The sequence below is a fragment of the Blastococcus sp. SYSU DS0541 genome (assembly GCF_054050875.1).
Genome location: NZ_JBJHAD010000018.1, coordinates 37,152 through 60,681, shown reverse-complemented (window position 1 = coordinate 60,681; position 23,530 = coordinate 37,152). Strand labels below are relative to the sequence as shown.

Annotated in this window: 23 protein-coding genes and 2 tRNA genes; 8 read left to right on the top strand and 17 right to left on the bottom strand. The window is 72.2% G+C overall.

The features are described from left to right. Positions 1-2 precede the first annotated feature (2 nt). Complete coding sequence (locus tag ACI794_RS17495) at positions 3-458, bottom strand: YccF domain-containing protein (RefSeq protein ID WP_456616996.1); 456 nt, start codon at positions 456-458, stop codon at positions 3-5. Between the two features lie 79 nt (positions 459-537). Here ACI794_RS17495 and valS point away from each other — a divergent pair, with 79 nt between their 5' ends. Continuing rightward, entirely contained in the window at positions 538-3,123 is a 2,586-nt protein-coding gene (gene valS, locus ACI794_RS17490; RefSeq protein WP_456616995.1) for a valine--tRNA ligase, read from the top strand. Between the two features lie 30 nt (positions 3,124-3,153). On the opposite strand, the gene ACI794_RS17485 is transcribed toward valS, so the two are convergent. Continuing rightward, on the bottom strand, positions 3,154-4,077 hold the full coding sequence (locus tag ACI794_RS17485) for an oxygenase MpaB family protein (RefSeq protein WP_456616994.1): 924 nt from the start codon (positions 4,075-4,077) through the stop codon (positions 3,154-3,156). A gap of 44 nt (positions 4,078-4,121) precedes the next feature. After that, a complete protein-coding gene (locus tag ACI794_RS17480) occupies positions 4,122-4,445 on the bottom strand; it encodes a DUF1697 domain-containing protein (protein ID WP_456601204.1) in 324 nt (107 codons plus the stop codon). Positions 4,446-4,551: 106 nt separating this feature from the next. Between ACI794_RS17480 and ACI794_RS17475 the strand changes: the two genes are divergently transcribed. Continuing rightward, positions 4,552-5,472 (top strand): DUF559 domain-containing protein, encoded by a 921-nt coding sequence (locus tag ACI794_RS17475; RefSeq protein ID WP_456616993.1) that lies wholly within the window; start codon positions 4,552-4,554, stop codon positions 5,470-5,472. 65 nt (positions 5,473-5,537) lie between these two features. Here the strand turns inward: ACI794_RS17475 and clpX are convergent, their stop codons facing one another. The 7 genes from clpX to ACI794_RS17440 form a co-directional block, all read right to left on the bottom strand. Beyond that, a complete protein-coding gene (gene clpX / locus ACI794_RS17470) occupies positions 5,538-6,812 on the bottom strand; it encodes an ATP-dependent Clp protease ATP-binding subunit ClpX (protein WP_456581706.1) in 1,275 nt (424 codons plus the stop codon). 298 nt (positions 6,813-7,110) lie between these two features. After that, entirely contained in the window at positions 7,111-7,740 is a 630-nt protein-coding gene (locus ACI794_RS17465; protein WP_456601206.1) for an ATP-dependent Clp protease proteolytic subunit, read from the bottom strand. Between the two features lie 20 nt (positions 7,741-7,760). Beyond that, positions 7,761-8,399: an ATP-dependent Clp protease proteolytic subunit gene (locus ACI794_RS17460; RefSeq protein WP_456581708.1), complete on the bottom strand. Its 639-nt coding sequence runs from the start codon at positions 8,397-8,399 to the stop codon at positions 7,761-7,763. Between the two features lie 300 nt (positions 8,400-8,699). Further along, a complete protein-coding gene (gene tig, locus ACI794_RS17455) occupies positions 8,700-10,163 on the bottom strand; it encodes a trigger factor (RefSeq protein WP_456601207.1) in 1,464 nt (487 codons plus the stop codon). Positions 10,164-10,259: 96 nt separating this feature from the next. Next, positions 10,260-10,333 (bottom strand) — tRNA-Pro (locus ACI794_RS17450). Between the two features lie 55 nt (positions 10,334-10,388). Continuing rightward, positions 10,389-10,721, bottom strand: a complete 333-nt coding sequence (locus ACI794_RS17445) for a YciI family protein (protein WP_456601208.1) — start codon at positions 10,719-10,721, stop codon at positions 10,389-10,391. Then, complete coding sequence (locus tag ACI794_RS17440) at positions 10,688-12,139, bottom strand: amidase (RefSeq protein ID WP_456601209.1); 1,452 nt, start codon at positions 12,137-12,139, stop codon at positions 10,688-10,690. Before ACI794_RS17440 ends, ACI794_RS17445 begins: the two co-directional genes overlap by 34 nt. Positions 12,140-12,240: 101 nt before the next feature. Here ACI794_RS17440 and ACI794_RS17435 point away from each other — a divergent pair, with 101 nt between their 5' ends. Continuing rightward, entirely contained in the window at positions 12,241-12,624 is a 384-nt protein-coding gene (locus ACI794_RS17435; protein WP_456616992.1) for a hypothetical protein, read from the top strand. Between the two features lie 61 nt (positions 12,625-12,685). Here the strand turns inward: ACI794_RS17435 and ACI794_RS17430 are convergent, their stop codons facing one another. The 5 genes from ACI794_RS17430 to ACI794_RS17410 are packed head-to-tail and all read right to left on the bottom strand — an operon-like array spanning position 12,686 to position 17,682. Next, positions 12,686-13,309 (bottom strand): ABC transporter ATP-binding protein, encoded by a 624-nt coding sequence (locus ACI794_RS17430; protein WP_456616991.1) that lies wholly within the window; start codon positions 13,307-13,309, stop codon positions 12,686-12,688. After that, positions 13,309-14,115, bottom strand: a complete 807-nt coding sequence (locus ACI794_RS17425) for an ATP-binding cassette domain-containing protein (RefSeq protein WP_456616990.1) — start codon at positions 14,113-14,115, stop codon at positions 13,309-13,311. Before ACI794_RS17425 ends, ACI794_RS17430 begins: the two co-directional genes overlap by 1 nt. Continuing rightward, positions 14,112-14,972, bottom strand: a complete 861-nt coding sequence (locus ACI794_RS17420; RefSeq protein ID WP_456616989.1) for an ABC transporter permease — start codon at positions 14,970-14,972, stop codon at positions 14,112-14,114. The genes ACI794_RS17425 and ACI794_RS17420 overlap by 4 nt, the downstream gene beginning before the upstream one ends. Then, positions 14,969-16,072: an ABC transporter permease gene (locus ACI794_RS17415; RefSeq protein WP_456616988.1), complete on the bottom strand. Its 1,104-nt coding sequence runs from the start codon at positions 16,070-16,072 to the stop codon at positions 14,969-14,971. Before ACI794_RS17415 ends, ACI794_RS17420 begins: the two co-directional genes overlap by 4 nt. Beyond that, complete coding sequence (locus ACI794_RS17410; protein WP_456616987.1) at positions 16,060-17,682, bottom strand: ABC transporter substrate-binding protein; 1,623 nt, start codon at positions 17,680-17,682, stop codon at positions 16,060-16,062. The genes ACI794_RS17415 and ACI794_RS17410 overlap by 13 nt, the downstream gene beginning before the upstream one ends. 285 nt (positions 17,683-17,967) lie before the next feature. Between ACI794_RS17410 and ACI794_RS17405 the strand changes: the two genes are divergently transcribed. The 3 genes from ACI794_RS17405 (at position 17,968) to ACI794_RS17395 (ending at position 20,194) form a co-directional block, all read left to right on the top strand. Then, a tRNA-Gly gene (locus tag ACI794_RS17405) sits at positions 17,968-18,041 on the top strand. 1,066 nt (positions 18,042-19,107) lie between these two features. Next, positions 19,108-19,893, top strand: coding sequence for a hypothetical protein (locus ACI794_RS17400; protein WP_456617012.1), 786 nt, complete (start codon positions 19,108-19,110; stop codon positions 19,891-19,893). Then, positions 19,787-20,194, top strand: coding sequence for a pentapeptide repeat-containing protein (locus ACI794_RS17395; protein ID WP_456616986.1), 408 nt, complete (start codon positions 19,787-19,789; stop codon positions 20,192-20,194). The genes ACI794_RS17400 and ACI794_RS17395 overlap by 107 nt, the downstream gene beginning before the upstream one ends. 327 nt (positions 20,195-20,521) lie before the next feature. Here the strand turns inward: ACI794_RS17395 and ACI794_RS17390 are convergent, their stop codons facing one another. Together ACI794_RS17390 and ACI794_RS17385 are read right to left on the bottom strand one after the other, a co-directional pair. Further along, the gene (locus ACI794_RS17390) at positions 20,522-20,722 is read right to left on the bottom strand and encodes a hypothetical protein (protein WP_456616985.1); all 201 of its coding nucleotides are present in this window, start codon (positions 20,720-20,722) and stop codon (positions 20,522-20,524) included. Then, the gene (locus tag ACI794_RS17385) at positions 20,706-21,356 is read right to left on the bottom strand and encodes a hypothetical protein (protein WP_456616984.1); all 651 of its coding nucleotides are present in this window, start codon (positions 21,354-21,356) and stop codon (positions 20,706-20,708) included. Before ACI794_RS17385 ends, ACI794_RS17390 begins: the two co-directional genes overlap by 17 nt. A 91-nt stretch (positions 21,357-21,447) precedes the next feature. Between ACI794_RS17385 and ACI794_RS17380 the strand changes: the two genes are divergently transcribed. Together ACI794_RS17380 and ACI794_RS17375 are read left to right on the top strand one after the other, a co-directional pair. Continuing rightward, positions 21,448-21,792 (top strand): hypothetical protein, encoded by a 345-nt coding sequence (locus tag ACI794_RS17380; protein ID WP_456616983.1) that lies wholly within the window; start codon positions 21,448-21,450, stop codon positions 21,790-21,792. 243 nt (positions 21,793-22,035) lie between these two features. After that, the gene (locus tag ACI794_RS17375; RefSeq protein ID WP_456616982.1) at positions 22,036-23,520 is read left to right on the top strand and encodes an ABC transporter permease; all 1,485 of its coding nucleotides are present in this window, start codon (positions 22,036-22,038) and stop codon (positions 23,518-23,520) included. Positions 23,521-23,530: the final 10 nt, after the last annotated feature.

Genomic DNA, 23,530 nt, shown 5'->3' with positions numbered 1-23,530 from the left:
GCTCAGTACGCCGCGGCGCGCCGCGGGGGTGCGCCGCCGACCACGCCGCCGCCCGCGTGCATCCAGTTCCTCGGCGGCGCCGTCTCCACCACGCGCTTGCCCAGCGGGAAGAGCCCGACGGCGGCGAGCTTGAACGAGGCGATGCCGAAGGGGATCCCGATGATCGTCAGGCAGAACCCGATGCCCGCGATGACGTGCAGGACCGCGAGCCACCAGCCGGCGACGAGGAACCACAGCAGGTTGCCGACCGCGGACGCCACCCCCGCGCCCGGCGCGCGCACCGTCGTGCGCCCGAACGGCCAGACGACGAAGCCGGCCAGCCGGAACGCGGCGATGCCGAACGGGATGGTGACGACCAGCAGGCAGGCGATGACCCCGGCCAGCAGGTAGGCCAGCGCGAGGATCCAGCCCTGGAGGAGCAGCCAGACGAGGTTGAGCAGGAGGCGAAGCGTGTCCACGTCATGTCCACGGACGACACCGGCGCAGCGTTCCCCGGCGGGGCGGAGCCTCGTTGCCCGCCCTTCCTAGGATGGGCGCATGGTTCCCGACATCGCGACCCCGGACACGACTGCCCCGGCTGCGACCGTCGGCGTACCCGACAAGCCGACCATCGACGGCCTCGAGGAGAAGTGGATCGCCCGCTGGGCGGCCGAGGACACCTACGGCTTCGACCGCGAGGCCGCGCTCGCCGCGCCGCGCGAGCGGATCTGGTCGATCGACACGCCCCCGCCGACCGCCAGCGGCTCGCTGCACGTGGGCCACGTCTTCAGCTACACCCACACCGACATCGTCGCCCGCTACCAGCGGATGCGCGGCAAGCACGTCTACTACCCGATGGGCTGGGACGACAACGGCCTGCCCACCGAGCGGCGGGTGCAGAACTACTACGGCGTGCGCTGCGACCCGGGGCTGCCCTACGACCCGTCGTTCGAGCCGCCCGCGAAACCCGGCAAGGACCAGGTGCCGATCTCGCGGCGCAACTTCGTCGAGCTGTGCATGCAGCTGACCGAGGACGACGAGGCCGAGTTCGAGAAGCTCTGGCGCCGCGTCGGCCTGTCGGTCGACTGGTCGAACGTCTACCGGACGATCTCCGAGTCCTCCCGCGCCACGGCCCAGCGGATGTTCCTGCGCAACCTCGCCCGCGGTGAGGCCTACGCGCAGGAGGCACCGACCCTCTGGGACGTCACCTTCCGCACCGCCGTCGCGCAGGCCGAGCTGGAGGACCGCGAGCGCCCCGGCGCCTACCACCGGATCGCCTTCCACTCCCCCGCCGGCCCCGTCTTCATCGAGACCACCCGGCCCGAGCTGATCCCGGCCTGCGTCGCCCTGGTCGCCCACCCCGACGACGAGCGCTACCAGCCGCTGTTCGGGACGACGGTGCGGACGCCTCTGTTCGACGTCGAGGTGCCCGTGGTGGCGCACCGCCTGGCCGAGCCGGACAAGGGCTCGGGCATCGCGATGATCTGCACCTTCGGCGACCTCAACGACGTCACCTGGTGGCGCGAGCTGCAGCTGCCCACGCGCGCGATCGTGGGCTGGGACGGCCGGATCCTGGCCGACCCCCCGGCCGAGGTCCCCGCGGAGCCGTACGCCGAGCTGGCCGGCAAGACGGTGTTCAGCGCCCAGCAGCGGATCGTCGAGATGCTGCGCGAGTCCGGCGACCTCGACGGCGAGCCCAAGCCGATCACCCACCCGGTCAAGTTCTTCGAGAAGGGCGAGCGCCCGCTCGAGATCGTCACGACCCGCCAGTGGTACATCCGCAACGGCGGCCGCGACGCCGACCTGCGCGACGCCCTGGTCGCCCGCGGGCGGGAGATCCAGTGGGTGCCCGAGCACATGCGGCACCGCTACGACAACTGGGTCGAGGGCCTCAACGGCGACTGGCTGATCAGCCGCCAGCGGTTCTTCGGCGTCCCCTTCCCGGTCTGGTACCGCCTCGACGAGGCCGGCGAGCCCGACTTCGAGAGCCCGATCCTGGCCGCCGCGGAGTCGCTGCCGGTCGACCCGTCCTCCGACGTCCCGCCCGGCTTCGACGAGTCGCAGCGCGGCAAGCCGGGCGGGTTCATGGCCGACCCCGACGTCATGGACACCTGGGCGACGTCGTCGCTGTCGCCGCAGGTCGCCTCGGGTTGGGACACCGACCCCGAGCTGTTCGCCACGGTCTTCCCGATGGACCAGCGGCCGCAGGCGCACGACATCATCCGCACCTGGCTGTTCTCCACCGTCGTCCGGGCGCACTTCGAGCACGGCACCGTGCCCTGGACGCACGCCACCATCTCCGGCTTCGTCGTCGACCCCGACCGCAAGAAGATGTCGAAGTCCAAGGGCAACGCGACGACGCCGATCGACGTGCTCGAGCGGTACGGCACCGACGCCGTCCGCTGGCGGGCCGCCGGTGCGCGCCCGGGTGCGGACTCGCCGTTCGACGAGGCCCAGATGAAGGTCGGCCGGCGGCTGGCCATGAAGATCCTCAACGTCGGCAAGTTCGTGCTCGGGCTGGGGGCCTCGGCCTCGCTGACCGCCGAGCAGGTGACCCAGCCGATCGACCGGGCGCTCCTGACCGGGCTGGCCGCCGTCGTCGAGGAGGCCACGGCCGCGCTGGAGTCCTACAACTACACGCGGGCGCTCGAGGTCGCCGAGGCGTTCTTCTGGTCGTTCTGCGACGACTACGTGGAGCTGGTGAAATCCCGCGCGTACGGCTCCGGTGATGCCGCCACCTCCGCCCAGGCGGCGCTGGCGATCGCGCTGGACGTGCAGCTGCGGCTGTTCGCGCCGGTGCTGCCGTTCGTCACCGAGGAGGTCTGGTCCTGGTGGCAGACCGGCTCGGTGCACCGCGCCCCGTGGCCGGCCGCCGGGGAGCTGCCGGCCGACGGCGACCCGGCGGTCGTCGCGGTGACGGCGGCGGCGCTGGCCGGGGTGCGCAAGGCGAAGTCAGACGCCAAGCAGTCGATGCGTGCGGAGGTGGAGACGGCGACCGTCACGGCGGCGCCCGACCAGCTGCCCCTCGTCGAGGCCGGGCAGTCGGACCTCGTGGACGCCGGCCGGATCCGCACGCTCGTCGTGCGGCCGGGTGAGGGCGAGCTGACGGTCGACGTCGTCCTGGCCGAGGTCCCCGAGAGCTGACCTCGGGCTGACGGCCGGCGTCGTCGGCCGTCAGCCGGCGTCGGCCCACGCCGGGGCGGGGCCCATGCCGAGCCGCCAGCGCGCCGCCTCCTCGGACGGGCTGAACGGGCCGAGCGCCAGGCGCAGCGCCCGCAGCTGAGCGCGGGTGACGGCGAGCTGCGCCGCGCCGCCACGGCCCCGCCCGGGGACCCCCGCGCACCCGGCGATCGACGGCGACACCACGTGCGCCGCCGCACCCGACAGCCCGCGGTAGACGACCCGTTCCGGGGCGCTCAGGCCAGGCGGGGCGGCGAGGAACGCGCGCAGGTCCCCGGGGACGGGCCGCAGCTCGGAGCCGTGCGCCGCGAGCGCCTCGGCCAGCTCGGCCCTCGTGAGCGGCAGGTCGGTGGCGCCCAGCTCCTCCGCAGCGCGGGCCCACTCCCCCACGTAGGTGTCGGGCCAGCCGCGGCCGAACCGCCAGGTCAGGTCGCTGCCGACCGCCTGCTGGGCGGCGAGGAAGGCGTCGGTGAAGGCCAGGTGCACCCAGCGCAGCAGCGCCGGGTCGGACGCCGAGTAGGGGGTGCCTCCGACCCGGCCGCGGACCCGCTCGTGCATGCCCCGGACCCGCGCCGCCTCGCGCTCGGCCAGCTCGACCGAGCCGAACGTGCTGACCACCAGCCAGCGGGCGGTCCCGGCCAGCCGCTTCCACGGGTCCTCGCGGTAGGCCGAGTGCCGCTGGACGCCGGCCAGCGCGAGCGGGTGCGCGCCCTGGCCCAGCAGCGCCGCGACGCCGCCGACCAGCGTGGAGAGGTCGCCGTGCACGCGCCAGACGACGCCGTCGGGCTCGAACCAGCCGGGGCCGGTGCCGACGAGGGCGATGTCGCGGACCCAGTCCGGCGCGCCGGTCGGGTCACCGGAGACGCGGGCCCGGAAGGCCTCCCGCGCCTGCTGGGGCAGGGAGGTCAGGGCGCGCACGCGTCCGAATGTGCCACGCGGCGCCGCCACGGGTCGTCGGGCGGTCAGCGGGTGAGCTCGACCAGCTTGCGCACCGTGTTCCAGTTGCGGTTCGTGCCCGTGGCGCCGAGCAGCTGCGTCCAGGTCCGCTCGGTCCTGCGGTCGCTCTGCACGCCGTCGGGCAGCCAGACGTACACCTCCCGGCCCCTCGGCACGTACTCCCACCCCTCGGCCGGCGGGAGCGCCGCGACGCGATCGGGGTCCAGCGGCTCGGCGAAGAAGGTGACCGAGTAGCGGGCCGGGTTGGTGGCGACGTGGCCGAGCGGGTCGGCGGCCAGCACGTCGGCCAGCTGCTCGGCCGTCCGGACGACGACGCGCGAGCGTTGCACGCCGGCGGCCCAGAATGCTGCCCGGTTCGACCCTCCAGCGGTCAACGGTGGGCTGGGTCCACAGGGCATCTGCGGCCGGGGCCTCGAGTGCGCCACCCTCTGCGCCGTGCACCGGCTGCCCACGCTCCTGCCCGACGGCGTCGCCCGGCGAGCCGACGTGGCGCGGGCCAGCAGCGCGAGCAGCGTCACCCGTTGGCTGCGCCGGGGGGACCTGGTGCAGCTCCACCCAGGGGTGCTGGTGCTCCCCGACCGGATCGGCGAGTGGGCGATCCGGTCGCGCGCCGCGTCGCTCTGGGCCGACGGTCCCCTCAGCCACCTGTCTGCCGTCACCGCGTGCGGTATGACGGCACCCCAGCCGGGCCCCGTGCACGTGACCGTCCCGTACGAGCGCTCACCGGAGCGACGGCCCGACGTGGTCGCCCACCGCACGACCCGTCCCCTGGTCACCGTCCGCCACGGTGCCGTGGACGTCGTCGAGCCGGTCCGCAGCCTGGTCGACGCCTGGGCGTTCGCGCACTCCCCCGGTCGGAACCCGCGCAGCCGCCAGGAGGCTCCCGTCGTGCGCCAGGCGCTGATCGAGGGGGCACGTCGCCGCGACGTCCACCCTGAGGCGCTGCGCCGGGAGTCCGATCGGCGACCACGCCATCCCGGCCGGTCGCCGCTGCTCGCACTCCTCGACCTCCTCGCGGACGGTTGCCAGAGCGAGCTGAAGATCTGGGGTGCCCTGCGGGTGCTCCCCGGCCCACCCCACGTGCCGCTGCCGGTGCGCCAGCACCCGGTGCGGCTGGCGAGTGGCAGGTGGGTGCGGCTGGACGCCGCGTGGCCCGGGGCCCGGGTCGCCGTCGAGCTGGACGGGGCAGCCTTCCACGGCAGCCGAGAGCAGCGGGAACGGGACCTCCGCCGCGACACGGCACTGGCGGCGCTCGGCTGGGTCGTGCTGCGCTTCAGCTACGCCCGCCTCATGAGCGACCCGGAGGGTTGCCGCCGCGAGATCGTCGCCGTGGTCCTCGCGCGGCTTGCCCGGTGAACGCCCGAGGCCCAGAACCGCGTGGGTTCTGGGCCTCGGGCGTGCAACGCCAGCTGCGCGTCGGGTCAGGCCGACTTCTCGCGGGGGGCGCGGGTGGGCTTGCGCGGCACGATCGTCGGGTTGACGTGCTCCAGCACGACCTCCTTGGTGATCACCACGGAGGCGACGTCCTCGCGGCTGGGGATGTCGTACATGACCGACTGGAGCACCTCCTCCATGATCGCCCGGAGCCCGCGGGCACCGGTGCCGCGGAGGATCGCCTGGTCGGCGACGGCCTCGAGCGCGTCCTCGGTGAACTCCAGCTCCACGCCGTCGAGCTCGAACAGCTTCCGGTACTGGCGCACCAGGGCGTTCTTCGGCTGGGTCAGGATGTTGATCAGCGCCTGACGGTCCAGCTTGCGGACGCTGGTGATGACCGGGAGCCGGCCGATGAACTCGGGGATCATGCCGAACTTCAGCAGGTCCTCGGGCATGACCTCGGCGAAGGCGTTGGCGTCCTCGATCTCCTGCTTGCCGCGGATCTCGCCGGCGAAGCCGATGCCCTGCTTGCCCGCGCGGGCCTCGATGACCTGCTCCAGGCCGGCGAAGGCCCCGCCCACGATGAACAGCACGTTCGTGGTGTCGATCTGGATGAACTCCTGGTGCGGGTGCTTGCGGCCACCCTGCGGCGGCACCGACGCCGTCGTCCCCTCGAGGATCTTCAGCAGCGCCTGCTGCACGCCCTCGCCCGAGACGTCGCGGGTGATCGACGGGTTCTCGCTCTTCCGGGCGATCTTGTCGACCTCGTCGATGTAGATGATGCCGGTCTCGGCGCGCTTGACGTCGTAGTCGGCGGCCTGGATCAGCTTCAGCAGGATGTTCTCGACGTCCTCACCGACGTAGCCGGCCTCGGTGAGGGCGGTGGCGTCGGCGATGGCGAACGGCACGTTGAGCATCCGCGCCAGGGTCTGCGCGAGGTGGGTCTTCCCGCAGCCGGTGGGGCCGATCAGCAGGATGTTGGACTTCGCCAGCTCGACGGCGTCCTCGCGGGAGGCGCGGTCGCCGCCGGCCTGGATCCGCTTGTAGTGGTTGTAGACCGCGACCGAGAGCGTCTTCTTGGCCTTGTCCTGGCCGATGACGTACTGGTCGAGGAAGTCGTGGATCTCCTTGGGCTTGGGCAGCTCGTCGAACTTGAGGTCCGAGGACTCGGAGAGCTCTTCCTCGATGATCTCGTTGCAGAGGTCGATGCACTCGTCGCAGATGTAGACCCCGGGGCCAGCGATGAGCTTCTTGACCTGCTTCTGGCTCTTCCCGCAGAACGAGCACTTGAGCAGGTCACCGCTCTCACCGATTCGTGCCACCTGCTGACCTCCACCTCGACAGTCGCCGGTCCTGGTGCCAGGTACCCGCGGGTTGGACCCTGCTTGGTTGTCTTGCGCCGCTGCTCGGCTTCGCTGACAGGCTGCCCCGCGAAGCTCTCCTCCCGGCGATGCAGGCCGGGGATCGGGCGTTCGCCGAACGTACCCGCCGCCTCCGATGCGGTCGGGCAATGACGCACCCGGATCGCCGGAGGCCGTTCCACTTCTGTCCCGTCGTGCCCTCGGACCCCCGACGGTACGGGCCGAACACGCGTCCCGCGCGTCCCCGGCCCGTACCGGATCACGAAGTCGGCAGGGCGTTGAGCTTGCGGCTCTGGATCACCTGGTCGACGATCCCGTAGTCCTTGGCCTCGGCGGCCGTGAGGATCTTGTCGCGGTCGATGTCCTTGCGGACCTGCTCCTGGCTGCGGCCGGTGTGCCGGGCCAGGATCTCCTCCATCTGCACCCGCACCCGCTCGATCTCGGCGGCGTGGATCTCCAGGTCGGAGACCTGACCGCCGGACTCGCCGGAGGGCTGGTGGATCAGCACGCGGGAGTACGGCAGCGCCAGGCGCTTGCCCGGCGTGCCGGCCGCGAGCAGGACGGCGGCGGCCGAGGCGGCCTGGCCCATGCAGACGGTCTGGATGTCGGGCCGGACGAACATCATCGTGTCGTAGATGGCCATCAGCGAGGTGAACGAGCCACCGGGCGAGTTGATGTAGATCGTGATGTCGCGGTCGGGGTCGGCGGACTCCAGCGTGATCAGCTGGGCCATCACGTCGTTCGCCGACGCGTCGTCGACCTGGACCCCGAGGAAGATGATGCGTTCCTCGAAGAGCTTGTTGTACGGGTTCGACTCCTTCATGCCGTAGCTCGTGCGCTCCACGAAGGAGGGCAGGATGTACCGGCTGGAGGGCATCTGGAAGCTCATCTGTGTCTGTCCTCGGGAGCTCAGTTGTCGGAGACCGGGTTGGCGCTGTCGGTCATGGTCGCGCGGCTGACGACGTGGTCGACGAAGCCGTACTCCAGGGCCTCCTGCGCGGTGAACCAGCGGTCGCGGTCGGAGTCCTCGAGGATCCGCTCGACGGTCTGCCCGGTGAGCTGGGCCTGCAACTCCGACAGCTCCTGCTTGGTCCGCCGGAAGAGGTCGGCCTGGATGGCGATGTCGGAAGCCGTGCCGCCGACGCCGGCCGAGGGCTGGTGCATGAGGATCCGCGCGTGCGGCAGGGCGTAGCGCTTGCCCTTGGTGCCGGCGGTCAGCAGGAACTGGCCCATCGAGGCGGCCAGGCCCATGCCGTAGGTGGCGACGTCGCAGTCGATGAACTGCATCGTGTCGTAGATGGCCATGCCGGCGGTGACCGAGCCACCGGGCGAGTTGATGTAGAGGTGGATGTCCTGCTTCGGGTCCTCGGCCGAGAGCAGCAGCATCTGGGCGACGAGCTGGTTGGCGATGACGTCGTCGACCTGGGTGCCCAGGAAGATGATCCGCTCACGCAGCAGGCGCTCGTAGACCGAGTCGCCGAGGTTCATCCCCCCGCCGTTGGCGCGCAGCAGCGGCGCACTGGCCAGGTTCGGGTCGGTGGTGCTCACGGGTGCGGTGACCTCCGTAGGACGCGTGTCGTGGCAGTCGGTCTCGTGTGGTGCGGGGCCCGGAACGGCCCTCCGGGAGGGGCTACCCCCCGGTGATCGCCTGAGTCCTGTCGACCCTAACGCGGACCTGCGACGGGACACTCCCCGTGCGGCCGGTGTTCGCCGTCGGCGCAGCGAGGGCCCCGGAACGGCGACGACGCCGCCCCGCCCGGGTGGGCAGGACGGCGTCGCCGATGCTGTTCAGCCCCGTCCAGGGCCCCGCGGCGAGCTCGCGAGTCGCGGGGAGGACGTGGGCTTCTCTCAGGCCTTGTTGACGTCCTCGGTGTCCTCGGTCGCCCCTTCGGCGGCCTCGGTGGCGACGGACTGGACGGCGATGTCGTCGCCCTCGGCCGCGGCCTCCTCGGACTCCTCGGAAGGGGTCTCCTCGGCGGCCGCCTGCACCGTCTTGGGCCGCAGGGCGTCGAGGTCGACGGTGCGGCCGGAGGCGTCGGTGATCGTCGTCTGCTCGAGCAGCTGGGCGAGCGTCTTGGTGCGGCGGACGTCGGCGACGAACTCCGCGATGTTGCCGCTCTGCTGGAGCTGCTGGGCGAACTGCTCCGGGCTCATCCGGTTGCGCTGGGCCTGCGCCATGATCTGCGCCGAGAGGTCGTCGTTGCCGACGGTGACCTCACGGGCGTCCGCGATGGCGTCCAGGATGAACTGGGTCTTGACCGCCTGCTCGACGTTCGTGCGCTGGTCGGCCTCGTACTCCTCGCGGCTGTCGACGCCGGACATCTGCAGGAAGGCGTCCCAGTCCATGCCGGCCTGGGCGAGCTCCCGCTCGAACGCCTGGTTCCGCCACTGCACCTCGCGCTCGACCAGCGTCTCGGGGATCGGCACCTCGATGGTCTCGATGAGGTGCTCGACCAGCTTGTCGCGCGCCTGGGCGCCCTGCTGGATCACCTTGGTGCGGGCCAGCCGGGTGCGGGCGTCCTCGCGCAGCTCCTCGAGGGTGTCGAACTCGCTGGCGGTCTGGGCGAAGTCGTCGTCCAGCTCCGGCAGCTCCTTCTCCTTCACCGAGCGGACGGTGACGGTGACGTCGGCCATCTTGCCGGCGTCGGGGCCCGAGAGCAGGGCGGTCTGGAAGGTCTTCGACTCGTCGGCGGAGAGCCCGCGGACGGCGTCGTCGAGGCCCTCCATGAGGCTGCCGGAGCCGACCTCGTAGGACATGCCGGTGGTCGAGCCGTCCTCGAGGACCTCGCCGTCGAGCGTGGCCTCGAGGTCGATGGAGACGAAGTCGCCGTCCTGCGCGGCGCGCTCGACGCCGGTGAGCATGGAGAACCGCTCGCGCATGACCGAGATCTGCTGGTCGATCTCCTCGTCGGTGACCTCGACGTCGTCGACGGTCACGGCGAGGGAGTCCAGCTCCGGCAGCTCGAGCTGCGGAGCGACGTCGACCTCGGCGGTGAAGGCGAGGGTGTCGTTGTCGTCGAGGCGGGTCACCTCGATGTCGGGCTGGCCCAGGACGCGGACCTGGTTCTCGCGGATGACCTCGGAGTAGATCTCCGGGACGGCGTGCTGGACGACCTGCTCCAGGACCACGGGGCGGCCGAGGCGCTGGTCGAGCACGCGGTTGGGCACCTTGCCGGGACGGAACCCGGGAACGCGGACCTGCTTGCCCAGCTCCTTGTAGACCTCACCGAAGGCGTGGTCCAGGTCCCCCCACGGCACCTCGATCGCCATCCGGACCCGCGTGGGGCCCAGTTCCTCGATGGTGCTCTTCACAGCGGCAGTGCTCCTCGGTGAGACAGTGGATTGCATGCGCCCGCTCGATCTCGGTACGCCGGGTCGACCCCCGAGTCTAGAGACGTCGGGGCACGGTCGGGGTGGCGGGATTTGAACCCACGGCCCCCCGCTCCCAAAGCGGGTGCGCTACCAAGCTGCGCCACACCCCGTGGCCGCCCGAGTCTAGGCGGACCGACCGGACGCCGGGTGGGCGCGGTCGGGCGGTCACCCGTCGTCGACGACCAGGTCTGGGTCGACCAGCCGCAGGTCCACCCCGACGAGGTCCCACGACGTGACGGCGGCGGTGCACGCGCCGGAGGTCACCAGCGGGTCCGCCCCGACCACGTCGCGCGCCTCGTCCAGGGAGCCGCAGCGGAGGACGTAGGCGGCGTCCCCCTCCCCGAGCGGGCCACCGAGCAGCACCAGCTGCCGGTCGACGAGCGAGTCGACGAACGCCTCGTGGTCGGGCAGCGGCGCCTCCCCGCCCGGTGCCGCGGTCAGCAGCACCAGGAAGTACGGGCCGCTCACGCCGACACCGGCGGACGGCGGTCCGTCCACGGTGCGGCCTCCTCGAGGGCGGCGGCCACGCGGACGAGGAGGTCTTCCCGGCCGACGGCGGCGACGAGTTGGACTCCCACGGGCAGCCCCTCCGCCGTCCGGTGCAGGGGCAGGCTGACCGCCGGCTGGCCGGTGACGTTGAACTGCGCGGTGTAGGGCATGAGGCTGTTGATCCGCCGCCCCTCCTCCCTGGGCCCGGCCGCGGTCATCCAGCCGAGCTCCGGCGGCGGCGCCGCGATGGTGGGCGTGACCAGCAGGTCGTAGCCCTGACCACCCAGCTCGGCCGGAGCCCACCACCCCGCCATGCGGCGGCTCCACGACCCGAGCCACGTGCGGGCGCCGACGTACTCCTCGGCCGACAGCTTCCGCCCCACGGCGCGGTAGAAGACGTTGCGCGGCTCCAGTTCCCCGTCCTCGATCGGCCGGCCCAGCGACCGCTCGAGGGCCGAGAGGGTCAGCGCCACGTCCGCCGCGATGGTGGTCGTGAACCGGCGAGGGAACTCGGGCTCGAACATCGCGGCCGGCGTCCCGGGCCCGACGTCGCAGCCGAGGTCGGAGAGCAGCCGCCCGGTGCGCTCCACCGCCTCCCGGCACGCGGGGTCGTCGAGGTACTGCTCCCCCGGCTCGGCGTCCAGCAGGCCGACGCGGAGCCGGCCCACCGGCGCCCCGACCTCCTCGGCGAGCGGACGAGCCAGCGGCGGGGCGGCGTACGGGTCGCCGGGCATCGGTCCGGCGATGCAGTCGAGGACGGCGGCGGTGTCGCGGACGGTGCGGGTGACGACGCCGTCGATGGTCGCGCCGGCCCAGCCCTCGCCCACCTCGGGGCCCTGGCTGACCCGCGCCCGGGTGGGCTTGAGCCCGACGAGGCCGCACTCCGCCGCCGGGATCCGGATCGAGCCGCCGCCGTCGTTGGCGTGGGCCACCGGGACCAGGCCGGCGGCGACCGCGGCCGCCGATCCTCCGCTGGAGCCACCCGCCGACCGGTTGGTGTCGTACGGGTTGCGGGCCGGCGGGTGCGCGGCCGGCTCCGTGGTGATCGTCGTGCCGAACTCCGGCACGTTGGTGCGGCCCAGGACGACGAAGCCCGCCGCGCGGAACCGCTGCGCGAGGTGGCTGTCGACGGACCAGCGCACGTCTGCGTCCCGCAGGAAGGAGGTGCCGTAGTGCGTCGCCTCGCCGGCGACGTGGCAGCCGAGGTCCTTGAGCAGGATCGGGACGCCGCGGAACGGCCCGGCCGGCAGGTCGCCGGCGGCCTCGGCGCGGGCGGCCTCGAACCGCTCGCGGATCACCGCGTCCAGCCGCGGGTTCACGCGCTCGATCCGCTCGATCGCGGCGTCGACGAGCTCGGCGGCCGTGGCCTGGCCGGTGCGGACCAGCTCGGCCTGCGCGGTGGCGTCCATCCAGGTGGTCTCGATCACATCGGGCACCGTAGCGGCGAGGGCCGCCGGCCTGCCGGGGAGCCGGCCGGGCCCGCGCACCCGGCCCCGACGTACCACCGGCCCGACAGGGAGGCCCCGCCGTGGCGACCGACGACGGCCTCGGCCCGGCCACTCCCCCTCCGCCGCCCAGGTTCGGCCTGCTGCCCGCGACCACGGCGCTGCTCCGCCTGCCGCTCGACCTGGCGGTCCTGGTCGGTTGCACGGTGCGCGAGCTCCCGCTGCTGGTGCAGGACGTGCGCAGCACGGTCAACGACGTCGCCCGGCTGGTGCACCACGGTGAACGGGGAGGCGCGCTGCAGGAGCTCCTCGACTCGCTGGCCCGCGCAGCCCGGGCGGACAGCGCGGGGGCGCTCGCCCATGCGCTGCGGTCGGCCGGTGACCTGGCCGCCGTGCGGGCCCAGGTCGAGCGGCAACGCCTCCTGACCGTCGACCTCGACCCCGCGGAGGACCGCGGACCCGGCTGACCGCGCGCCCGGGACCGTCCGACGGCCGGCGGAGGACCCGTCCCTGGTACGGAGGCTCAGCTCAGGGCGCGGCGTCCACGGGCTCCCAGTCGACGACGCGGGCGCCCACGGCGTCCAGGAGCGGCCGGTCGTGGGAGACGGCGAGCAGCCCGATCCCGGCCGCCCGGCAGTGCCCGAGCAGGAAGTCCCAGATGCCCACCTGCGTGACGGCGTCCAGGCTGGCGGTGATCTCGTCGGCGACCAGGTAGCGCGGCCGGGCCAGCAGCGCCCGGGCCAGGTTGACCCGCTGCAGCTCGCCGCCGCTGATCTCGTGCGGGTGGCGGTCCAGCCAGCTCGGCGCGACGAGCCGCCGGTCCAGCGCGGCGACGTCGTCGTCCGGAGCGCCCGTGGCGGCGAGCACCTGGCGCACCGTCCAGCGGGGATCCATCGCGCGCTCGGGGTGCTGGAGCACCAGCTGCACCGGGTGCGGCCCGCGCCCGGCCCTCGGCAGCTGCCCGTCCACGGTCACCCGGCCGCGGACCGGCTCGGCGAAGCCGGCGAGCACCCGGGCGAGGGTGCTCTTGCCCCCGCCGCTCGGCCCGCACAGCCCCACGACCTCACCGGCCCCGACGCGGAGGTCCACCCCGGCCAGGACCCATGGCTGCCCGGTGCCGTAGCGGAACCAGACGTCGTCGGCGTGCAGCATCAGGCCTCCATCGCCGCGGGCGACCGGAAGCCGTTGACCGGCAGCGCCTGCCAGAGCGCGCGGGTGTACGGGTGCTGGAGCTGTGCGCCGTCACCGGTGAAGGCCTCCGGGTCGGCGACGTCGACGGTGCGCCCGTCGCGGCAGATGACCACGCGGTCGGCCACCTCGAGGGCGGCCAGCAGCTCGTGGGTGACCAGCACGACCGCACCGCCGTCGTCGGCCATCGCGCGGAACTCCGCGAGGGTGGACCGGACGGTCGCGGCCGGCAGGCCGCTGGTCGGCTCGTCGGCCACCAGGAGCCGGGGGCGGCCCATCGTGGCCATGGCGACCAGCACGCGCCGCGCCATGCCGCCGGAGAGCTCGTGCGGGTACCGGTGCAGCACCTCGGGCCCCAGGCCGCGGCGGGCCAGCGCCGCCTCTGCGGCCCGGCGCGCGTCCGGGCGGCCGGCCAGCCGGGCCGACCGCTGCACCTGGCGGCCCACCCGGCTGAGCGGGTCGAGGAAGCTCACCGACTGCGGCAGCAGCGCGATCTCCCGCCCGGCCAGCTCCCTGCGCCCGGCCGGGTCGACCTCCACGCCGTCATAGGTCACCGTCCCACGCTCCAGCGCGTTCGGCGGCAGCAGCCCGAGGACGGCGTGCGCCAGCAGCGACTTGCCGGCGCCGCTGGCCCCGACCAGCGCGACGACCTCGCCCGGCGCTGCGGTCAGGTCCATGCCGGCCAGCGCGGTCACCGTGCGGCGGCGCAGGCCCCGCTCGTACTGGACGAAGTCCACCTCGAGGTCGCGCACCTCCAGCAACGTGCTCACAGGTGGGCGCTCCGCGGGTCCAGCAGCGCCCGGGTGTTCTCGCCGATCGTGTCGACCAGCTTGACCACGACCAGCAGGCACAGGCCCGGCAGCACCGCCAGCCACCAGGCGCCGGCGCTGAGGTAGCGCATCGACTCGGCCAGCAGCACGCCGATCGAGGGCTCGCCGGGGTCGACGCCGAGCCCCAGGAAGGAGAGCGCCGCCTCGTGCAGGATCGCGTGCGGGAAGAGCAGGACGGCGCCCACGAGGAAGTGGCCCGTGAGGTGCCCGGCCAGGTGGTGGCGGGCGATCCAGCCGCGGCCGCGCCCGAGCTGCCGGGAGACGGCGACGTAGTCCGACGAGACGATCTCCCGCGCCCGGCCGCGCAGCACCCGGGTGAGCGTCGGCCAGTGGGTGAGGGCGACGGCGAGGACGGCGGCCTCGGTGCCGCCACCGAAGACGAACGCCAGCAGGATCAGCAGCACCAGGTGCGGCAGCGCGAGGAAGAGGTCGACCAGCCAGCTCACCGCCCGGTCGACGACGCCGCCGAACACCGCCGCCGCGGAGGCCAGCACCAGCGCGATGACGGCGGAGATCAGCGCCGCCGTCGTCCCCACCACGAGGCTGAGCCGCAGCCCCGCCAGGACGCGCGCCAGCAGGTCGCGGCCCAGCGGGTCGGTGCCGAACAGGTGCGCGGTCGAGGGACCGAGGTTGCGGTCGGCCAGCGCCGTGGTCGAGGCGGCGTCGCCCGCGAGGCCGCCGGCGACGAAGACGCCGAGCACGACCAGCGACGAGACCGCGACCCAGGCGAGGGTCCGGCGGCGGCGGTCCCCCAGGAACCGGGCCCGGGCGGCGGGCTCGGCGACGACGGCGCTCATCGCACCGCCTGCCCGACGACGGCGGGGTCGGACGAAGCAGCCGGCCGGTGGTCCCCGACCTCCGGCGGCCCGTACGGGGCGGCCTTGGCACGCCGACCCCGCCGGGCGGCGGCGAGGTCCGTGGTGACCCGCGGGTCGAGCCGGGCGTGGACGAGGTCGCCGAGCTGGTTGCCGACGAAGACGAAGACGGTGGTGAACAGGACGATGCCGAGGAGCAGCGGGACGTCCTGGCCGAGTGCGGCAGCGGTGGTGGCGGCGCCGAGCCCGGGATAGGAAAAGACCTGCTCGGCGAGGACCGCGCCGCCGAAGAGCTCGCCGAGCGAGCTGAACTGCAGCAGCACGGCCGGGGCGGCGGCGTTGCGCAGCACCCGGTGGAGGACGACCCCGGGCACCGACTCCCCCTGCGCGCGGGCGAAGGCGACGTAGTCGCTGGCCAGCGCCTCGACCACGGCGTACCGGGTGTGCAGCACGACCGGGGCGACGCCCACGATCGACAATGTCAGCGCCGGGAGGACCAGGTGGTGCAGCCGGTCGAGGAGGGTGACGTCCTCGGCGAGCGTGCCGACCGGGACCGCGCAGCACACCGGTGTCCAGCCCAGCTGCACGGAGAAGACGTGGAGCAGCAGCAGCCCCACCCAGAACGTGGGCGCGGAGGCCAGCGTGTAGGCCCACCAGCAGATCGCCCGGTCGGTGACCCGCCCCTGGCGGACGCCGGCGAGCACGCCGAGCGCGAACCCGAACAGCCCGGAGAGCAGCCACGCGGTCGCCATCAGCGCCAGGCTGGCGAGGAAGCGCTCTCCGATGACCTCCGCGACCGGCTGGTTGAAGGTGAGCGAGCGGCCCAGGTCGCCCTGGACGAGGTTGCCCAGCCACGCGCCGAACCGCACCAGGGGCGGCTCGTCCAGCCCCCAGCGCTCGGCGATCAGCGCCCGCTGCTCGGGCCCGACGGCAGCGATGTCCCCGCCGACGTAGGCGTCCACCGGGTCGACCGGCGAGTTGACCATGAGCGCGAAGGAGGCGGTGGCGACCGCGGCGAGCAGCAGGGCCAGCCGCACCAGCCGGCCGGCCACCCCGCGCACGGCCCGGCTCAGCAGCTCCACTGCCAGTCCGCGATGCCCGCGGTGATCGGCCAGCCGTGCCCGTGCGGCTCGATCCGCGGGGTGCCCAGGTCGAGGCACTCGTCGACGAAGTAGGTGTGGTCGAGGTTGACCAGCCACGCCCAGGCGGCGTCCCCGGTCGGCCCGAAGCCGGTGCCCTCGCCGTCGTACTGGGCGGCCTTCCAGTGCGGGATCGCGGCGTCCCGGTCGGGCGCGGTCATCGCCGCTTCCAGGTCTGCGTCGACCTCGGGGTTGGCGTAGTAGCCCGGGTTCCAGTACTCGACGCCGGCCTGCGTCGACGAGTAGAGGTTGTACATCTCGGTCGGGTCGAGGCTGCCCCACCCGAAGAGGACGGCGTCGGCGTGCAGCCGCTGGTCGATGACGTCCCAGCTGGCGCCGTCGGCGGTGACGTCGACACCGACCGGGGCGAGCATGTCGACGACGGCGAGGGCGAGCGCCTGCCGCAGCGTGTCGCCGGCCGGGTAGAGCAGGGTGAACGCGGCCGGGACGCCGTCGCGCTCGCGGACGCCGTCGCCGTCGCCGTCCACCCAGCCGGCCTCCTCGAGCAGCTGCGCGGCGCGCGCCGGGTCGGCGTCGGTGATCGCCGCCGCGGGCTCGTCCCAGGGCAGCCCGTCCACCGGTCCGGTCGCCGGCGAGCCGTAGCCCTCCAGCACGCCGTCGACGAGGGCCGCCCGGTCGACCGCGTGGTTGACGGCCTGGCGCACGGCCCGGTCGGAGGTGACGTCGTTGCCGATCGGCCGGCCGTCGTCGGTGGTCCGGCCCTCGTCGGGCGGAAACGGGAACATGATGCCGCGGTTGTCGACCGACTGGACGGCGACCAGCTCCATGCCGGGGACCTGGGTGGTGGCCAGCTGCGCGGGGACGGCGGCCATGTCGACCTGGCCCGCGGTCGCGGCTGCCAGCGAGGTGTCCTCGCCGGTGAACTGGAAGACGAGGCGCTCGAAGGCCGGCTGCTCGCCGTAGTAGTCGTCGTTGCGCTCGACGATGAGCTGCTGGCCCTCGTCCCACTGCACGAGGGTGTAGGGGCCCGAGCCGACCGGGTTGCGCGCGTAGTCCGGGCCGTGCGCGTGCTCGGGCACGATGCCCAGCGAGACCAGCCGGTTGACGAAGGTGCTCTGCGGCCGCTCCAGGCGGAGCTCGACGGTGTCCTCGTCCACGGCGACGGCCTCGGCCAGCGCGGTGACGTCGGTCAGGCCGCCGCTCTCGCTCGCGGTGGTGAAGGTGTGGGCGACGTCGTCGGCGGTGACGGGCTCACCGTCGGTGAAGCGGGCGTCCGTGCGGAGGTCGACGGTCCACACCAGGCCGTCGCCGCTCACCGACCAGCCGGTGGCCAGGTCGGGGACGACGTCGAGGTCCGCATCGCGGGTCAGCAGCGTGGAGTGGAACAGCGGCGAGCCGTACCGGCCCCAGCCGAGCGTGGGGTCGTAGCCGTCGTCGGGCTCGCCGCCGATCGCCAGCCGGAGTTCGGTGGGCGCATCCTGGCTGCCGGCCGCGCCCTGACCGCCGCCGGCAGCGCCGCCGCAGCCGGCGAGCAGCACCGCCGATGCGCCGACGGCCACCGCGTTCCGGACCGCTCCCCGCCGTGCGCGCACGCGACGTCCTCCCGCTCCGACGGCGAGCCGCGCCGGGTGCGCGTCCTGCCGCAGCCGAGGTTATTGCAAACTGCTCGCAAGAGGCCATCCAGGGTTGCGGATCGCAACCGATGACTGAGCTGGGGCCGCTTGCCGACGGCGGAGCGAGGCGGCGGAGGCGGCGTACATCCGGCCGCTACGACGGCAGGGGCAGCGGGCGCGCTACGCTCGTCGCGGCTCGGCAGCCCGGTCGGTCTCGATCCCCGCGGCTCCGATGTCGAGGGAGCAACTCCCTCGCGCCGCCACGCGGGTGTAGCTCAATGGTAGAGCCCCAGCCTTCCAAGCTGGCCATGCCGGTTCGATCCCGGTCACCCGCTCCACGTCCTGACCAGCTTGGATGCCCGTTTGCGCAGCTCAGCCGGACAGCGCTGCTCCTTCCGTGCCTTACCGATGCCGCCCCCTGTTGACCGCTGACCACCGGCTTTGGCCGGTGCTTAAGGCACGGATAAGGCACGAAGCTGCCGTCCGCGTCGCTACGCCCTCGGGCCTACGGCCGTCCCGTCCCGCCCATCTCCCGGGAATGGGCCCGGATCCGACGGGCGGGCCCTGCAGCAGTGCGAGTGCGTACTGCCGGGTGCCGGGTGCCGGGTGCTGCTGCGCAGGGTCTCGGGGTCGATGCCCAACTGCGTGCCGATCCGGGCCGGCGCCGGCGCGGTTGACCGAAACACACCGGCTGTCGACTGCCATCGGGGTGGGCCCGCTTCCGCAGCTTGTCGGGGCACTTCTTCAGTGCCGCCTTGACTCTCATCCTCCAGTGGCCTGAGAGCCTCCATCACCCCCGGGGCGGCTCTGTCTCCCGCATGCGCTGCCGGTCCGCCGTCGGTCAGTCCCGCGGCGTACTGGGCAAGCAGTCGCAGCCACACGTGCACTCCTGGCCGGGCTTCGGTGACTCAACCCCGCGTCGGGCGCCTGACACCAACCTGATGGCCGGGTACACCTCGTAGGAGCGTGTGGTGTCGCTGGGCGCACGTGGCCGCTATGCACCGCTCGTCTCGATGCGCCCGGCCGGTGCCCGACTGACTGGCGCCCGACTGGCTGGCCCAGTCCAAGGGAGTGGCCGCGACCGATCGGCACCGGGCCCACCTCTATCACCTGCGCTGGTTCTCAAGCCAGCGACCTTCACGACGATGTTCGGCCCGCTCACGCGTACGACGGGTGCCAGTGGCGTGCCGCGGCCTGCGAACTCGCCCGCCGACTCCAAAACGACTGGGGCGTCGGGCGCCAGGGCAGCAAGCTGGGCGGCAGTTAGCCCGCTCCCAACCCCCACGACGCGCTCCTCCTCTGCGCCGATGCCCGACGGGAAGTCGTGGTGCCTAACGCAAAGCCGACGGGCCGACGGGCCGACGGGCTGGACGTCCCGCCCGTGTAGCCGCGATAGTCCCTGAGGTGAGCTACAACGTGCCTCAAGGTCCCGAGATGGTCCCTCCTCCTAGGGGTTCATGGAAAGGCGCCGACCGGCCTGCGTCGTTCGACGAGCTGCTCGAGCAGGGGAAGAACCTTGCCAAGACCGGAAACGTCCGTCGGGATGAGGTCACGGCCAGCGCCCGCGCCAAGGCCGAAGAACTCGAGGAGTGGCGGGCGCACCTGCGCGAGCTGGGCCGTTGGTTCGCAGGAGAAGCCCGCGCCAAGGGGCTTCGAACATCAGCCGTGGAGCTTTCGGAAGCAATCCGCCCCGCCCCGGAGCCGCCAAAAAGGAAGCGGTCGTTTAGTAGGAGCGAGGCCGTCTCCCAGCCACCCACACGGAGAAGTGTCGTTCGCAGAGGGTGGGCCCTTTTTCCGCTTGACCGATCGACAGGCGAAGCCTCACGGGCCGGGTGGACGCACTACGGAGGAACACGGTCGTTCGATACGATGATTAACCAGAAAATCGGTTACTACTGCCTCGCCGTTGACGAGACTGGAGAGGTCCGGGTAGGCCTCGAGGAGGCCGACCGCATCCGCACGTCAAGGGACAACAGTGGACTCGTCGGAGCCACTCCAGACGAGCTAACACCCGCGCACCTGGCGATGGTCGTGAACCGCATGTCAACGAGCAACTCGTGGAGGCATTCGGGCGACGTGCTGAATGATCCTGAGCTCTTACGATCGGAAGTCTCCGAAGGTAGGGCCATACAAGATGGAATCCTGGGCCTCTACGTGGCATACGCACACCACTTGTTGGAGAAGACCTAAACGATTGCCTCTTGGCGCGGCCACCCTCCTTCGTGTCGCTCATCTCGGGGGCTCGGACCTAGCCGACGGCCACCTCTCCGGTGCGAGCCTGTCCGGGGCCTACCTCGACCATGCCAACCTGACCGGCGGCGAGCTAGCCCGCGCCAACTTGACGGACGCCCAGCATGTCGACACGGATCTGACCGGAGCCCTTCTTGACAGGGCGAACCTGAGTGCGGCAGACCTCGCCGAGGCGAATCTGACCGGAGCCAACCTTACAAAAGCAAAGCTGACAAGGCCGTCTTTCCCGGGGCGCGTCTGACCGGGCGCTTGACGACTAGGTCGTGAAGTCAGGAGGCTCGGCGGACGCCCGCGTGGCCGTCATCGGTGAACCACCGCAGAGCATTTCTCCGAGGTACGGACGACCGTCCGGCATGGCCGGGTGCCATGCTCCAGCCTACCGCCGGAGCGTCTGCTTGGTGCCCGCAAACTGACAGCCTTCAGGCAGGTCCACTGGCGCCGCGCCCGTGTAATCCCCCAAGGTATGGAGGTCCGCCCTGTCGCTAGGCGATCGCCGCGTGGGACGCGGACACGGGGAGGCCATGTCCCCTTATCTTCGGGCCGTCAGCCAACGTGGAAATCGCGTTGCCTATTCTCGCCCATTCTCTGTCCAATGAATGCGGAGAATGTCGGGATCGCTGCCGCCCATGGACATGGCAACATTTAGGCGACGGGTCTGGCCAGCGTGCACCGTCGTCGGCGTGCCGTCTGTAATCAGATGCATGCTGCTGTGTTCCCCAACGGGCTCGAACACCACTTCCTCGGCATCCTGGTCACCGGTGTTGGTCATCTCGATCCAGTGGCGGGTGGAGTACCGCGGCCTGCCCTTCTTGTCGTACTCGCGGATCTCGCGTTCTTGCTGAGGCCTGTACGGAGAAGCGCACTTCGCGTGCTCCTGGCCTCAGATACGGGACTCCGAGTGAGAGGTTCGCGATGTCGAACTCAATGGCCTTCCACACTTCATGTTCGAGCTGGCTGACGTTGCTGAACTCGCCGAGGAGGCCGCGCTGACTGACTTCGGCCCTGAAGGCGCGAAGCCCTTTAAGCTGCGCCGTATCGATGTCGTTGGGCAGCGGAGCGGTCGAGAAGTAGAGATGGACAGGCTTCTGCTGTTCGATAGCGCGCTCGATCTCTGCCACGGTGCCCGAAACCGCGTCCGGCGTCGGAGAGCCGAGCCTGCTACCGAAGAGCGCAAAGCCCGCATCAGACTCATCGACGCCCTGCGAGTTAATCAGCGACTGCGGGTGATCGCCCAACATGGGTACCGAGGCCGTCTCCCAGCGCCACGGTTGCAGGATCGTCCGCTTGGTCTGGGCGTTGGCGCCGTTCCAGCCGTACACCGCGGACTCCACAGCGTCACGCGCCTCGATGGTGTCCGACGGGGAGGCAATCATCACGCGCAGAACGTTCGCTGTGTAAGCCATACTCCGACGGTAAGCCAGCGCCCCGACATCTCCGGGTGCGTGGAACACCTGCTCGGCACCACCTATCACCGTTGCCGGGTGACCGATCCCCTTGCGCGCGTCCCGCGCGACGATCCCCGCCGCCAGCAGCCCACGTGTCGATGAATCGGTCGCGCAGCGGCCGCAGCACGAGGCTGTCCGGGCCGGCGTTCAAGTCGCCACGACGATGACCGGCAGCGCGACGCCGTACGCCTCGCCGTCCGCGAGGGATCTGCATGCCCTCTATGTCGAACGGATCTCCGGCCGCGTGTCGGTGCCCGTCGTCGGCAAGGTCGGAAGCCGGCTGCCCCTGCAGGCGACCGGCGTGGGCAAGGCGACGGCGGGCGGTACGAGCCCGGCCACCGCGACGCCGGTCCCCTCGAGCTGCGCCCGCACGCTAGCCGCTGAGCGTTCCTGACAAATCACCGCCACGCTTCGGCGCCGCCCCTGCCCACCGACCCGGCGGTGCAGTAACCCCGTCCGGCCGACAAGGTCCGGGATGAACGAATCACCTCATCGGCCGGAGCGCCGAGATGTAGCGCCTTCCCGGCGACATCCCCAGTGCCAGGGTGTTCACAGGTGTCGCGCAGCCGCATTCACAGTCGGGGCCGCCAGCCTCCCCTGGCACGCCCTAGAAGAGGGCCTGAACAGAAGGACGACGATGCTGCTGAGGTACGCCCGACGTGAACTAACCCGGCGTCGACGCCAGACGATCATCGTGGCCGCGGGGCTCGCCCTCGCGGTGGCGCTGGTGTTGGTGGTCAACTCGGCGTCCACTGGCGTGCGCGACGCACAGTCAGGGGTGCTGGAGTCGATCTACGGAGTCGGCACGGACGTCACCGTGACGCAGGCCGCGGAACCGGGGCAGGGCGGCCGTCAAGGGTTCCAGTTCGGCGCCGAGGACGGCGCCGACGGGGGGGACACCACTCGGATTCAGCAGCAGAACCTCCGGGTCGGGATGGGCACGGCAGCCATGGACGCCTCCGTGCTCAGCGCGATCGAGAGCCTCAGCGGCGTGAACGCCGCGGTGGCGACTCTCTCGCTGACGAGCACGTCTCTCACGGGAGAGCTCCCCGAGGAAGCCGCGCAATCCGCCGAGCCGCCCGCTAATGGCCCACCGGGCGGCGGGGGATTCCGTGGCGGCAACTTCGGTGTCAGCACGTTCTCCATCGACGGGGTGGAGCCCGGCGCCGCCGCGCTCGGGCCGCTCTCGTCCGCGGAGGTGACCGACGGGCGAGGGTTCACCACCGACGACCGGGGGCAGGCCGTGGCCCTCGTCTCGCAGTCCTACGCCGACAGCGAGGCGCTCGCGGTCGGTGACGCGGTGACGATCTCGGGAACCGAGGTGGAGATCGTCGGGGTGCTGACGTCGGACAGTTCCGCCGGCACGCTCTCCGACGTCTACCTGCCGCTCGACATGGCCCAAGAAATGGCCGGTCTCGGCGACCAGGTCACCGACGTCTACGTGCAGGTCGCGTCCGCTGACACCGTGGACCAGGTCGCCGCGGACATCTCTGCGGAGCTGCCCGAAGCGACGGTGGCCACGCAGTCGGATCTGGCGTCGAACGTCTCGGGTTCGCTGTCGTCCGCCTCTTCGCTGGTGAGCACGTTGGGCACCTGGCTGTCCGTGGCGGGGCTGGTCCTGGCCTTCGCCCTGGCTGCCCTGTTCACCATCTCCGGGGTCACCCGGCGTACCCGTGACTTCGGCACGTTGAAGGCGATCGGCTGGAGCAACAGCCGCATTGTGCGCCAGGTGGGCACCGAATCGCTGATGCAGGGCGTTCTCGGCGGCGTCGCTGGTCTGGTGATCGGCCTGCTGTCGATCATGGCCATCAACGCGGCCGGCATCACGCTCTCCGGTGAGACAGGAGGCTCCGCTGCGCCGGCGGCCGCCGATGGTGGCGCGGCCGCCGCGCAGATGCCCATGGGACCGGGCGGCGGTGGCGCCTTCGGCGGTGGAGGTGGCCGAAACCCGATCGCCGACCAGACGAGCAGCGTCGACGTCGTCCTGAACGCGCCCGTGAACGTGACCATCGTCCTGCTCAGCATCGGGCTGGCCCTGGTCGGAGGTCTCGTGGCCGGCGTTCTGGGGGGCTGGCGGGCCGCCCGGCTGCGTCCGGCAGCGGCCCTTCGCAGCATCGACTGACCCCCTGACC